This window comes from Lactobacillus sp. ESL0260 (assembly GCF_003692935.1).
GTDB classification, from domain to species: Bacteria; Bacillota; Bacilli; order Lactobacillales; family Lactobacillaceae; genus Lactobacillus; species Lactobacillus melliventris.
In genome coordinates this window covers 110,268-122,561 of record NZ_REHO01000011.1, presented here as the reverse complement: position 1 = coordinate 122,561, position 12,294 = coordinate 110,268, and the positions used below count along the sequence as shown (strand labels likewise).

General features: G+C 33.5%; 12 protein-coding genes. 10 read left to right on the top strand and 2 right to left on the bottom strand.

Translation table 11 applies throughout. The features are described from left to right. The first annotated feature begins 6 nt into the window (after positions 1-6). Together F5ESL0260_RS05415 and F5ESL0260_RS05410 are read left to right on the top strand one after the other, a co-directional pair. The gene (locus tag F5ESL0260_RS05415; protein ID WP_122026164.1) at positions 7-189 is read left to right on the top strand and encodes a hypothetical protein; all 183 of its coding nucleotides are present in this window, start codon (positions 7-9) and stop codon (positions 187-189) included. A gap of 103 nt (positions 190-292) precedes the next feature. After that, positions 293-919 carry a hypothetical protein gene (locus F5ESL0260_RS05410; protein ID WP_122026163.1) on the top strand — a complete coding sequence of 209 codons (627 nt, stop codon included), beginning with the start codon at positions 293-295 and terminating at the stop codon, positions 917-919. A gap of 46 nt (positions 920-965) precedes the next feature. On the opposite strand, the gene F5ESL0260_RS05405 is transcribed toward F5ESL0260_RS05410, so the two are convergent. Together F5ESL0260_RS05405 and F5ESL0260_RS05400 are read right to left on the bottom strand one after the other, a co-directional pair. Then, positions 966-2,087 carry an acyltransferase family protein gene (locus F5ESL0260_RS05405; RefSeq protein WP_122026162.1) on the bottom strand — a complete coding sequence of 374 codons (1,122 nt, stop codon included), beginning with the start codon at positions 2,085-2,087 and terminating at the stop codon, positions 966-968. A gap of 157 nt (positions 2,088-2,244) precedes the next feature. Next, positions 2,245-3,339: an AraC family transcriptional regulator gene (locus F5ESL0260_RS05400; protein WP_122026161.1), complete on the bottom strand. Its 1,095-nt coding sequence runs from the start codon at positions 3,337-3,339 to the stop codon at positions 2,245-2,247. A 113-nt stretch (positions 3,340-3,452) separates the two neighbouring features. Here F5ESL0260_RS05400 and F5ESL0260_RS05395 point away from each other — a divergent pair, with 113 nt between their 5' ends. The 8 genes from F5ESL0260_RS05395 to F5ESL0260_RS05360 all read left to right on the top strand — a co-directional run bounded on the left by F5ESL0260_RS05395 (position 3,453) and on the right by F5ESL0260_RS05360 (position 12,290). Next, positions 3,453-6,239, top strand: a complete 2,787-nt coding sequence (locus tag F5ESL0260_RS05395) for a family 78 glycoside hydrolase catalytic domain (protein ID WP_122026160.1) — start codon at positions 3,453-3,455, stop codon at positions 6,237-6,239. After that, positions 6,232-7,419 carry an MFS transporter gene (locus F5ESL0260_RS05390; RefSeq protein WP_110446189.1) on the top strand — a complete coding sequence of 396 codons (1,188 nt, stop codon included), beginning with the start codon at positions 6,232-6,234 and terminating at the stop codon, positions 7,417-7,419. Before F5ESL0260_RS05395 ends, F5ESL0260_RS05390 begins: the two co-directional genes overlap by 8 nt. 9 nt (positions 7,420-7,428) lie before the next feature. Then, the gene (locus F5ESL0260_RS05385) at positions 7,429-8,313 is read left to right on the top strand and encodes an alpha/beta hydrolase (RefSeq protein ID WP_110446188.1); all 885 of its coding nucleotides are present in this window, start codon (positions 7,429-7,431) and stop codon (positions 8,311-8,313) included. Between the two features lie 75 nt (positions 8,314-8,388). After that, positions 8,389-9,300, top strand: a complete 912-nt coding sequence (locus tag F5ESL0260_RS05380) for an ROK family protein (protein ID WP_122026159.1) — start codon at positions 8,389-8,391, stop codon at positions 9,298-9,300. Positions 9,301-9,463: 163 nt separating this feature from the next. Beyond that, complete coding sequence (pyrH, locus tag F5ESL0260_RS05375) at positions 9,464-10,195, top strand: UMP kinase (RefSeq protein ID WP_122026158.1); 732 nt, start codon at positions 9,464-9,466, stop codon at positions 10,193-10,195. Then, positions 10,188-10,745 (top strand): ribosome recycling factor, encoded by a 558-nt coding sequence (gene frr / locus F5ESL0260_RS05370; RefSeq protein WP_122026157.1) that lies wholly within the window; start codon positions 10,188-10,190, stop codon positions 10,743-10,745. Before pyrH ends, frr begins: the two co-directional genes overlap by 8 nt. Positions 10,746-10,749: 4 nt before the next feature. Then, positions 10,750-11,484 (top strand): isoprenyl transferase, encoded by a 735-nt coding sequence (locus F5ESL0260_RS05365; RefSeq protein WP_122026156.1) that lies wholly within the window; start codon positions 10,750-10,752, stop codon positions 11,482-11,484. An 8-nt stretch (positions 11,485-11,492) separates the two neighbouring features. Further along, positions 11,493-12,290, top strand: coding sequence for a phosphatidate cytidylyltransferase (locus F5ESL0260_RS05360; RefSeq protein ID WP_046324999.1), 798 nt, complete (start codon positions 11,493-11,495; stop codon positions 12,288-12,290). Positions 12,291-12,294 lie beyond the last annotated feature (4 nt).

Below are 12,294 nucleotides of genomic sequence, written 5' to 3'. Positions count from 1 at the left end.
AAATTTATGAAGTTTTGGATTATGGTTTTAGGTCTTGCCTTTGGAGCAATATTAATTTATCTTGGTTTTGCTGGTCGGTTTTCTAAAACAACAAAATATATTGCTTTTTTGGTCGGTTTCTTATTAATAGCTGGAGCTATTTTCTTGTCTACTCCAGACGGAGCCGAATTAGTAATGAAAATCACCTGATTTATTATGAAATCGCTTGCAAAATATTAGCATTCCGTGTATACTTTAAAACTGCACTGTTAATTTACAGCGCAGTATTTTAGTTTTTAATGGAGGCGTGAAAATGGAATTTACTGAGCAAGATTTTGAAAATCGTAAAAATTTTGTCAAAGGTATGTTTTCTTTGGGCGGATTAAGTGAATGTGGCAAATCAGCTGCTGGAATCTATTTTGACAGCATTGGTATCAAACGAATGAAGATTATTGCAATAGAAAAAGAAATGATGATAGAACGTAATTATCAGTTCACTGGACATCCATCAGAACAAGATTTTACCAATCTTTATGCCAAAGACACTGAAAAAGTGTTTAAAGAGTTTTTATATCGTTTAATAGGTAAAATGCAAGAAGAAAATATTCATTATGTATCAATAGAAAGCTTATACCGTTCAGAATTAGGTGTCTACCTTAAAAAGAAACTAGGTCCTAAAATGATGAACATTTACATTGAAGCGCCTCTTGAGGTTCGCGCACAAAGAGAATACAAAAAGCAAACAATTGATAATGGTAAAAATTTTACCTTTGCTCAAATAGTTGAACGAACCAAAAAGAAGGATCAGTTCAAAATCAAGCATGGAGCGCTAAAAGTAAAGGATATAGCAGATATTATTGTTAACAATGACTCTTTTGTGGAAAATGAAAAACAATACTTAAATATTATGGCAGGTATTGCTTCTATAGTAAAAAAGTAAAAAAATAAAGCACTTTGATTTTAATCATTGTCAAAGTGTTTTTTTGTTATTTTAAACTAAGGCTGCTTAAGAACCTTTTGGTTTTTGACCACCAAATATGAATAAAATATGCTGAAGTGAAGGACAATGTCCAAGTCAGTATCCACATGCCAAAAAATGTTAGAAATGGGTGATAAACGGCATGATAACTCATATTCAGTCCACGCCAAAGCAGTTGATCCCAGAATACATTTGATAAATATGCTCTATAGGCATAGGTTGCTAGAAAGTGAAAAGCTTTTAAACATTTCTCTGATTTATGCCTAACATTAAATAGACATAGTGCAGCTATCAAAGCAATTACAGCCAAGCAGTAAAATGTCATGGACGGTTTATAATAAGGCGCATTTGTGAAAAGAACCGGATGGCCAAAGCCATGCAATTCAAAATTAGTCCAGAAAAAGCATGCAGCAAAAACAACTAAAATTAGCCACCAAAACTTATATAGAAACGTGTTAACGTAATCCCTAAATTGCCACGCCAATACACCAAAAACACCGTAAATCACAAACGAAATGAAAATACGATCTAGCAGATACCAACTTTTTTCGTGTGGCCCATGAAAAACGTAAAAGTCATAAAACCACAGCCAGAAAAAATACAAAACAAACGTAATACCGGCAACTGATAAACCCCGTTTTACGTTGTTAGCAACATAACGACTGATTCCCCAGAAAATTGGCATCAAAATTATAAATTGTAACATCATGGTGTTATACCATAGATGAGGAGCAGCGTTACCGTTGACAAATTGCCAGCAAAATGTACCAAAATTATTGAACTTTCTTATTTGCTGAAGCCAGGGCATTCCCAACAAGTAGATCAAAGTCCACCAGATTGTAGGAACAAACAAATTTGACCAGTTTGCTCGTAAATGTTTTTGATATGAAAAATTGCCTGCAATATCGTTAGTACGAATAGTTGTATACAAAATGCCAAAGATAAATGCTGGAGCAGTGTACTTAACCAAATTATACATAACGCCAAAAATATCTTGCGTATTATATGGTTGTCCCACTCCCATAATTAAGGACATTATTGGTTGAGACATAACGGCGCTGCAAGCAAAAACCTTCAGGTAATCACCTATGTCAGCTAATTTACATGATTCTGATGAATGCGTTTTCATTTTCTGATTTAAAAATTCCTTTTCTTTTAGGATAAATTGCTAAAATCATCATAGAGATTGTAATAATTTTTATTATAAAGTTCAAAAATATAATGGCAAATTACCTGATAAATTAACGAAAATTGCAATTTTCGAAAATAAAATTTTCATCCTTCGGCTATTTAAACTTTTTGCGATATTTTAAAGGCGATAGACCCTTAAAACGTTTAAAGGTAGTCGAAAACAAGCTTGTACTGCTAAACCCAGCATCATACGCGATTTCTTCTACTTTTTTATTAGTAAAAATCAGTTCGTGAACAGCCAAATTTACCTTTTCTTGGTTCATATAAGTTACTAAGGAAGAGTTTTTTTCTTTTTTAAAAAGATGTTGTAAATATGAGGTACTGACATTTAGTTCTGCGGCAATTTCACTGATATTTTTGATAGAAGTTAAGTTAGAAAAAATGTATTCTTGTGCACGATAAACTATGGAAGTTATGTTATTCCTCTTTACTCTGTTAACTCGAGCTACAAAGATTTCACCAATTGCTCTTGAGTATTCATAGTAGTTAGATATAACGGTATCTTTTTCAATTTGTTTTATTATTTCGTCGCTGAGCCCAAATGCTTCAGATACGGGAACCCCACCTTTAACTGCTGCTCTAGTACATAAGGTAGTTGCAGCAATTGCCATATCCTTGGAATTTCTGAGCTTGTTGTCTCCAAATGTGCCTAAATTACCATACTTAACGAATTTTTTGAAGTTATCATTATATTCATCTAAGTTACCTTTACTAACTGATTTCATTAATTCAGTTTCTATAAGATATCCTTTGTAAGAAGCTTTTTTCTTATTATCCAGTGAAATATTTTCTCCTAGGGGAAAAGTCTCACTGGATTTTGTAATTATTGGCCAATTATTAAAGATCATGAAATAAAGACATTTCATGGTTTGTGAAAATTTATTCCACCCTAATAGTGGAGCTAGGCGATCATAATTTTTGTTATTAGCAATTGTAAAATTTAAGTTTAAGCCAATAATTTTTAAATCTTTTATGTTAAAAAAGCCCATGGCGCATTGATTATTAAACAATATTAAATTTAATTTATTGCTTGTATTATCTGATTCTTTTAATAAACTCAGTGGAAAGTTTGGAGCTAAAGGAGATGTGTACTTTCTTATTTGATCATATTGATTTTTAAAAACATATAAGTTCAAGTCTGTAGCGCGATGAAAGTTATTTAAAATTTCCTCAAGATATTTATCTATCATAAAATATTTCCTTTTGCAGCAGAAAACATAAAAAATAAACAGAAAACATAAAAAAAGTTATTAAAATTATACCATAATTTGTTTGTAAGCGATATCAGAAAGGGGAGATATTTATGAAGCTTACAACTATAGAAGTAAATCATATGATTAAACCATTAGGTTTTGATTTTAATAACTCTTTGCATATAGTTGGCTTTTTAGATCAAGGTACTGACCAAAAATTAGAAAGGAAATTGGTGATTAAAAATAATGGTAAAACGATTTATCAAACCAACTGGGAGGCGGCTAACGACTTAATATATGATATTTCGTTGAGTTTAAAGCCAAGGACCAAATATTATGTAATTATGTCCGTTAGAAATAAAAATGAAATAGTAGATAAAGTAACTTGGTTTGAAACGGCTCTTATTAATGAAAATTTAAAAGGAAACTGGATTGGGACGAGCTTTCATAAATTTCATTCAGTGATATTTAGCAAAAAGTTTTCAGTAGAGAAAGCAAATAAAGCTAGACTTTACATTTCTGCTTTGGGACTATACGAGGTATATATAGACAATAAAAAAGTAGGTGATGAATATTTAACTCCCGGTTTTACAAATTATTTTCGTAATATTCAAATTCAAACGTATGATGTAACTAATTTTTTAAGTAACGGCGACCATGTTATCTCAATTTTAGTTGGTGACGGTTGGTATAAAGGTAAACTGGGCTTAAAAAACCATGGAGGCCAACCTAACAATTATGGTCGAGATCTTTTTGCTATTGCTGATTTGATAATTACTAATAAAAATGGTGAACAAATAGTTACCACAGATGAAAGTTGGAAAGTAATTAAATCACCTGTTACTGATTCGGGAATATATTATGGTGAAGATTACGATGATACTATTTCACCAAAAATTTTAGAGTCTGCGCACTTAAGCCAAAAAACTAAAGGCGTCTTAAATGACAGGTTAAGTTTACCAGTCAAAAAGCATGAAGTATTCAAAGTTAAAAAAATTATTCATACACCTAATAATTCTACAGTTTTAGATTTTGGTCAAAACATTGCTGGTTGGGTTGAATTTAAAAATAATTTACCTCAAGGACAAAAAGTAACGTTAGAATATGGTGAAATTTTGCAAGATGAAGAATTCTATAGAGATAATCTTCGCTCAGCTAGGGCAAAATTCACCTACAAAAGTAATGGTAAATCAAAGTGGGTCAGGCCACACTTTACTTATTTTGGTTTTAGATATGTAAAATTGGATAATTTTGCTAAAGAAATTAATCCTGACGATTTTAAAGCTTTTGCCTTGTATTCTAACATGGAGGAAACAGGCAATATAAAAACTGATAATAAAAAAGTAAATAGACTTTTTGAAAATATTAAATGGGGGCAAAAATCAAATTTTATAGATATACCAACTGATTGCCCTCAGCGTGATGAGCGCTTGGGATGGACAGGAGATGCTGCTATTTTTGCCGAAACAGCTAGTTATAATATGGAAACTTACGCATTTTTTAAAAAATTTGCTAAAGATATAGCGATTGAACAAGATGAACAGGAGGGAAAAGTTCCACTTTATGTGCCAAGAGTTGATACAGATGACGGCGGCAAAGCTGTATGGAGTGATGCAGCGACTATCATCCCCTGGATTTCATATCAACGAAGTCAAGACAAATCAATCTTAAAACAAAACTTTTCGCAAATGAAATCCTGGGTAGACTGGATTCACAAGAGGGCCAAAAAAGCTGGTAATGAGTTCTTGTGGTTAGGCGACGATCAACTAGGCGATTGGCTAGCATTAGACACAGAAGATATTCTGAAACTCAAGGGTAAAACTGCAGATGATTTGATTGCCTGTGCTTTTTATTACTATTCTTCTTTCATTGTAAAAAATGCAGCTATAGTGCTTAATTTTAAAAAAGAAGAAAAGAAATATAGTCAACTAGCAAATTCAATCAAGACGGCCTTTATAAAACATTTTTATACAGCAGATGGACTAACAGTTGCGGATACACAAACGGGTTTAGCTCTTTGCTTAAAATTTCATTTGTATCCCAAAAATGCCAAACAGAAGGTCATTGATCTATTGGTTGAGAAAATAGAAAAAAAGCAAAATCATTTAGATACTGGATTTGTGGGGACACCAATTTTATTGCCAGCCTTATCTGAAAACAATCAGAAAAATCTGGCTTTAAGAATATTTTTGCAAACAGATTACCCAAGTTGGTTATTTGAAGTTGATCATGGAGCTACAACAATTTGGGAACGATGGAATTCTCTCGATGATCAAGGGAAAATAGCTGAAAATGGTATGAATTCATTAAATCACTATTCTAATGGTTCAGTAATGGCGTGGGCATATGAATACTTACTTGGATTAAAACAATCTGGAAACAATGTTGAGTTTGATCCAGCAATATCAACAAAATTCCATACAGTATCTGGTCAGATAAAATTGCCAACTGGATTAGTAAAAGTAAATTGGGAAATTAAAGATGCATTTCATGTTGCTTTTAACGTTCATATTCCCTACGGCAGTGAAATGATGCTGAAATTCTCAAATGTTAGAGAGCTTATAGTAAATGACAACCATGCTCAATATACTTTGCCATCTGGAGAATATCATATCTATTTAACTGTTAAGGAACCTATTGTTGAGTTTTTTGATATACATACCCCTATTGGTGAATTTTTAGAAAATAAGAACTTAACTAGCAAAATAAGTAAATTGGTACCATTTTGGGATTTCTTGACATTACCAGGAAATATGAAAAACTTTGCGAAATATTCCCTTTATCAATTAAGTAAAGAGATGAAGGGTATTGGGTTTAGACCATTTAATGAACAAGAAGTTGAAAAAATCAATGACTTATTTAAACAGACAGCGATCTTAGGAGTCAAAAATGAATAAAAAGAATTTCGGTTTAAAATTAGCAATCTTATTGTTAAATATTTTTGTTGTTTCATCGGGTGCAACTGCTGCAACTATACCCTTAATGATTAAATCTTTCTCAAATGTTAATCCAACTCTTATTGAATTAACCATGACGGTTTCATCACTTGGAATAATTGTTTTCACACCTATCAGTAATATTTTAGCTGACAAAATTGGAATTAAGAGCACAATAATTTTAGGCTTATTTATAATTTTTCTTAGTGGCATAGTACCTGCACTTAGTAATAATTTTGGGTTAATTTTTACGTCAAGAATTGGAATCGGAATTGGAACAGGACTATTAGCATCGTATTCTCAATCTTTAATCATTTCTCTTTTCAGCGGCAAAGAGCAACAGCAACTTCTTGGTTGGTCAAGTGTAGTTCAAGGATTAGGGATGTTTTTAATGACTTTTTTGGCAGGGGTGCTGCTAAATTATGGTTGGCACATGGCCTATTGGGTTAATGCAGTTGCTTTGCCAGTCTTACTCATGTTTTTTGCTTATATACCTAAGAACTTAAGAATTGATCAAGAGAACAATAAATCTGAAAAACCTGAAAATAATAGTCGAAAAATAAATGGGAAAATTTGGCTTTTAGCACTCTTCATATTCTTATTTAATTCTATCTTTGCTTTTGTTTCAATTAAGTTTGCAACTCTGGTAATTGAAAAAGGATATGGCACAGCTCAAGATGCAAGTACATTATTGGGAATAATGTCTTTTGCAATGGCAGCAGGTGGATTTATCTACATGGCTTTACCGCAAACTATTAAAAACTTTTCTTTGTCTATCTCCATCGGATGCGGTCTATTAGCATTTTTTATATTTAGTGTTTCTAATTCCTTATTGGTTAGTAGTATAGGTGTCATACTGGTAGGGATTTCAGTTTCGATGACAATGGTTTCGACAATGTCAAGCGTAGGTGCTTTTACTTCACCTGCTCAAGTACCATTTTCTACATCAGTGGTCATGACAATTGCTAATATTGGTACATTAGTTGCTCCATATACCGCCCAAGGCTTTGGGGCACTATTTAAAAATAACAGTGCTGAATTTACTTTCATTTGTGGAACTGTAATTTTTGGAATATTGTTAATATTTGTACTATGGATTGGCTTTAACTATAAAAAACTAGTTTATCATTCAAATAAATAGGGAGTAAAAATGATTAGTGAACAAGCAAAAAAGGCGATTGATTTCTCTAGAAATAATATTAAGCCTAGTCAAAATGAACCGCTAACACCAGAAGTTGTAAGAGTAGCAAGAGCAAATGCGGATATAGGGAATCAATACAAAATACCTGACGATGTAAAAGTTAAGAAAGTTAATAAAGAATTCGTAAAAGGTGAGTTTTATTTAATTCAAAATGCGCAAAACAAAAATAATGTTATTATGTTTCTTCATGGTGGTGCCTATGCTACAGGAACAGTTTTTTCAAGAAGAAAACTTGCAATAAGTTTGGGTAAAAGCAGTAAAGCAGATGTTTTTTCAGTAGATTACCGACAGTATCCAGAAGGAAAACATCCAGATGCTCAAATAGATGTCTACAATGCCTATATTTACTTAAAAGATAAATATGATAAAATTTTGTTGTTTGGTGAGTCAGCAGGAGCTACACTAGCTCTTACACTTACTATTCAATTGCGAAATGAACATAAAAATTTACCTGAAAAAATTTCAGTATTTTCTCCGATTATTAGTCAGCTTAATATTTTTCCATCTGAATATTATAGAAATGAACGAGATCCTATGCTCATTGGGGCAACTGCTCCCGTTCCATACTTTGATAATCCCGAAAAGAAAGATCCCTTAATCTCACCAATATATGACGACTTCCATGACTTTCCTCCAATTTTAATTAATTGTGGCAGTGAGGAAGTAAAATACGATAACTCAGCAATACTAAATTTCTTATGTCAAAAAGCTGGAGTTGATGTACAGTGGCATGTTTGGCAAGATCTTTTTCATGTTTTTGTTTTATTTGATTGTCCAGAAACCAAATTAGCAATAAAGCAAATAGGTGATTTTTTTAATTCGCATGTCAAATAGTTGTTTAAGGTGAGTATTTGAGATAATGTATTAAAGTTGTTTGCAGTATTGTCGTGATTTATATGGAAGAGATTTATGAAAAATTATTTGAGCATTGATATTGGCGGAACTGAAATTAAATTTGCTAAATTAGATTCTGCAGGAAATATAATTGAAAAAGATAAAATTGCTACTGATCAAGATAAAGCAAATTTTTTAGAAAGTATTGATAAAATTGTCAATCGCTATATTTCAGATATCAAGGGCATCGGCTTTTGTGCTCCTGGTAAAATTGAAAATACTAAAATAAGATTTGGCGGGGCCTTACCATTTTTAGATGGCATTGACTTTGCCGAAATATATGGTAAAAAGTATCACATAGCGGTTGCTGTTATTAATGATGGTAAAGCCAGTGTTCTAGCTGAAAACTGGTTGGGGAGTCTAAAAGGTGAACAAAATTGTGCCGCTATTACTTTGGGAACAGGAGTTGGCGGTGGTATAATTATTGATGGTCACTTATTAAGAGGAACACATTATCAGGCTGGTGAATTAAGTTTTATGATTAATGATTTGTCTCACCCAGATAATATGCAGGGCTCTTTGGGTAACATTGGCTCTGCCGTCAATTTTATTAAAAAGATAAACCACAAACTTAATTATCCTAAAGAAAATGATGGACTTCATGCTTTTGAGGCAATTAAGGAGAAGTCACCTGACGCGGTAAATATCTTTCAGAACTATTGTCTTACAATAGCTGGTTTAATTCTCAATATCCAAACCGTAGTAGATGTTGAAAAAATTGCTATTGGTGGTGGTATCAGTGCCCAACCAATTTTAATAAGTGGTATTAACAAAGAATATGACAAATTGGTACAGGAAAAGAACCCTATTATAGGAAATACTTTAACTAAGCCTGCCATTGTTTCTGCTCATTTTAGGAACGATTCAAATTTGTATGGGTCACTTTACAATTTATTGCTGCAAATTAATAGGGAAAATAAATATTAATTATATTTTGAAAATCTCGAAGTAGATAACTTTGAGATTTTTTGCTTTTCCCGTTAATTTTTAGTTCAAAGAATTTTTTTAAGAAATCCCTCTCTTTTATTTCTAAGTCCACATTTGCGCTTTTTATATGGTAGAATAACTAAAGTTAATAGAGGAGGCTGTCATGACTAAAGTTAAGTATAAGCGTATAGTTTTAAAAATTTCTGGTGAAGCTCTTGCTGGTGCTGAAGGAACTGGAATAAATCCCACGGTCATTAGTCATTTAGCAAAAGAAATCAAATCAGTTCATGAACTCGGTGTTGATATTGGTATTGTCGTTGGTGGCGGTAACATGTGGCGAGGTGAAACTGGTGCAAAACTAGGAATGGAGCGTTCACAAGCTGATTATATGGGTATGCTTGCTACTATAATGAATGGTTTAGCTCTTCAAGATGGCTTGGAACATGTAGGCGTACCTACTAGATTACAAACATCGATTGAAATGAGACAAATAGCAGAACCATATATTAGAAGAAAAGCAATTCGTCATTTAGAAAAAGGGCGAGTAGTAATTATGGGTGGTGGCACTGGTAATCCTTACTTTTCGACTGATACCACTGCCGCACTAAGAGCCGCTGAAATAGGCGCGGATGTCATTCTGATGGCTAAAAATGGAGTTGACGGAGTTTACTCTGCTGATCCGAAAGTTGATCCCAATGCCAAAAAATATAGTGCACTTTCTCAGTTAGATCTTATTTCTAAAAACTTAAAAGTCATGGACAGAACGGCAAGTTCACTTTCAATGGACACGAACATTCCTCTTATTGTATTCAACGTTAATACTGAAGGTAATATTAAAAAAGTGGTTTTAGGTGAAAATATTGGAACAGTAATCGGAGGAGAAAATAATGAATAATGATGCTATTAAAAAAGCACAAGATAATATGAATAAATCAATTACCGTTTTTGAAAAAAACTTGGGCTCTATTCGTGCTGGTGTTGCTAATGCAGCTTTACTTGAAGGTGTAAAAGTTGATTATTATGGTGCCCCGACACCACTAACGCAAATGTCCAGTGTCACTATTCCGGAGCCGCGAGTATTATTAATCACGCCCTATGACAAAAGCAGTCTTGATAACATTGAACATGCTCTTTTGGCTTCAAACTTGGGCTTAACACCTGCAAATGATGGTAAGGTGATCCGTTTAGTGATCCCGCAACTTACTGGTGAAAGACGACAAGAAATTGCCAAAGAAGTCAACAAGATGGCTGAAGAGAGTAAGATTGCCATTAGGAATGTTCGTCGTGATGCTATGAACAGTCTGAAAAAACAACAGAAAGACGACGAAATCACGGAAGACGAACAACGCAATTTGGAAAAGAACGTGCAGAAAGTTACGGATGATGCTACTAAAAGAATCGACAAAATTGCGGAAGAAAAGCGTAAGGAAATTACACAAGGCTAATTAAATGGCAAGTAAAAAAAATCAATTAAACCATTTAGCTATTATAATGGATGGTAATGGTCGTTGGGCAACTAGGCAAGGGAAACCACGAATAGCAGGCCATTACGAAGGCATGAATAATGTCGAAAGAATAACTTTGGCAGCAGATCAGCTTGGTATCAAAGTCTTATCACTATATGCATTTTCTACAGAAAATTGGGCCAGACCTAAGGACGAAGTAGCATATCTGATGAACTTGCCAGTGCGTTTTTTTGATAAATTTATGCCTACCCTGATGAAGGAAAATGTCAAAGTGAATATTATGGGCTACTTGGATGAGCTGCCGCCTAAGACTTATGATGTCGTCCAAAGAGCAATGGCGGAAACCGCCACAAATAGCGGTTTAATTTTGAACTTTGCTTTCAATTATGGCTCTAGAAGAGAGATTACGACTGCAGTAAAAGAACTTGCCACGCTCGTTGAAACAAATGCGATAACAAGCGAAGAAATTGATGAGGAAATGATTTCTCACAGATTGATGACTGCGAATTTTGGCGAATATAGCGATCCTGATTTATTAATTAGAACATCTGGTGAACAAAGGATTTCTAATTTTATGCTTTGGCAGTTAGCTTATTCAGAACTTGCTTTTAGTGAGAAAAATTGGCCAGATTTTACTAAAACTGATTTAGAAAAATTTGTTAATGATTTTCAGAATCGTCATCGTCGTTTCGGCAAACTTGATGAATCGGATAGTTAGGTATTTATATGAAACAACGTATAATCACAGCAGTAATTGCTTTAATTTTATTTATTCCTATTGTAATTATGGGTGGGCTCTGGATGGAATGGCTCACCGTCATCTTTGCAGCCGTTGGTATTAGTGAATTCTTTTTAATGAAAAAGCAAATTCTGGTTTCAGTCAATTTTTTATTGGCGTTACTGGCTACAATCACTTGGGCTGTACCAGATAATTTTATCCAGTCAATGCCATTTCACTGGACGAAATATGGTATTTATTTTGCCCTTATCATGCTAATGCTTACCTGGACTGTTTTAACTAAAAATAAAACCACTTTTGACGATGTAGCCGTTTATACTTTAGGCTCATTATATGTCGGCACAGGCTTTCATTATATGGCAAGCGTCAGAAATGCAAGTAATGGTCTTGCACTTCTTTGCTACGTTTTTGTCGTTGTATGGCTTACTGACACAGGTGCATATATGATTGGCCGAAAAATTGGTAAACATAAGTTATGGCCTGTGATAAGTCCCAATAAAACATGGGAAGGATCAATTGGAGGCACAATTTGTGCAGTGATTTGTGCGGCAATTTATGTTTATTTTGTCAACTTAAATCATTCTCAAGTTGAAATGATTATTTTTGCCTTTGTGCTATCAATTGTTGGCCAAATGGGTGACCTAGTTGAATCAGCTTATAAGAGATATTACGGGGTTAAGGATTCTGGCAAAATACTACCTGGTCATGGCGGTATTTTAGATCGTTTTGACAGTATGCTCTTTGTTTTGCCTGTATTTGCTGCTCTAATGGGAATCATGCACTAGGAGA

Coding starts and splice junctions, on each gene's coding strand:
- F5ESL0260_RS05395 (WP_122026160.1), top strand. CDS start 3,453: ATGAAGCTTACAACTATAGAAGTAAATCATATGATTAAACCATTAGGT.
- F5ESL0260_RS05400 (WP_122026161.1), bottom strand. CDS start 3,339: ATGATAGATAAATATCTTGAGGAAATTTTAAATAACTTTCATCGCGCT.
- F5ESL0260_RS05365 (WP_122026156.1), top strand. CDS start 10,750: ATGGCAAGTAAAAAAAATCAATTAAACCATTTAGCTATTATAATGGAT.
- F5ESL0260_RS05410 (WP_122026163.1), top strand. CDS start 293: ATGGAATTTACTGAGCAAGATTTTGAAAATCGTAAAAATTTTGTCAAA.
- F5ESL0260_RS05380 (WP_122026159.1), top strand. CDS start 8,389: ATGAAAAATTATTTGAGCATTGATATTGGCGGAACTGAAATTAAATTT.
- pyrH (WP_122026158.1), top strand. CDS start 9,464: ATGACTAAAGTTAAGTATAAGCGTATAGTTTTAAAAATTTCTGGTGAA.
- F5ESL0260_RS05360 (WP_046324999.1), top strand. CDS start 11,493: ATGAAACAACGTATAATCACAGCAGTAATTGCTTTAATTTTATTTATT.
- frr (WP_122026157.1), top strand. CDS start 10,188: ATGAATAATGATGCTATTAAAAAAGCACAAGATAATATGAATAAATCA.
- F5ESL0260_RS05390 (WP_110446189.1), top strand. CDS start 6,232: ATGAATAAAAAGAATTTCGGTTTAAAATTAGCAATCTTATTGTTAAAT.
- F5ESL0260_RS05405 (WP_122026162.1), bottom strand. CDS start 2,087: ATGAAAACGCATTCATCAGAATCATGTAAATTAGCTGACATAGGTGAT.
- F5ESL0260_RS05385 (WP_110446188.1), top strand. CDS start 7,429: ATGATTAGTGAACAAGCAAAAAAGGCGATTGATTTCTCTAGAAATAAT.
- F5ESL0260_RS05415 (WP_122026164.1), top strand. CDS start 7: ATGAAGTTTTGGATTATGGTTTTAGGTCTTGCCTTTGGAGCAATATTA.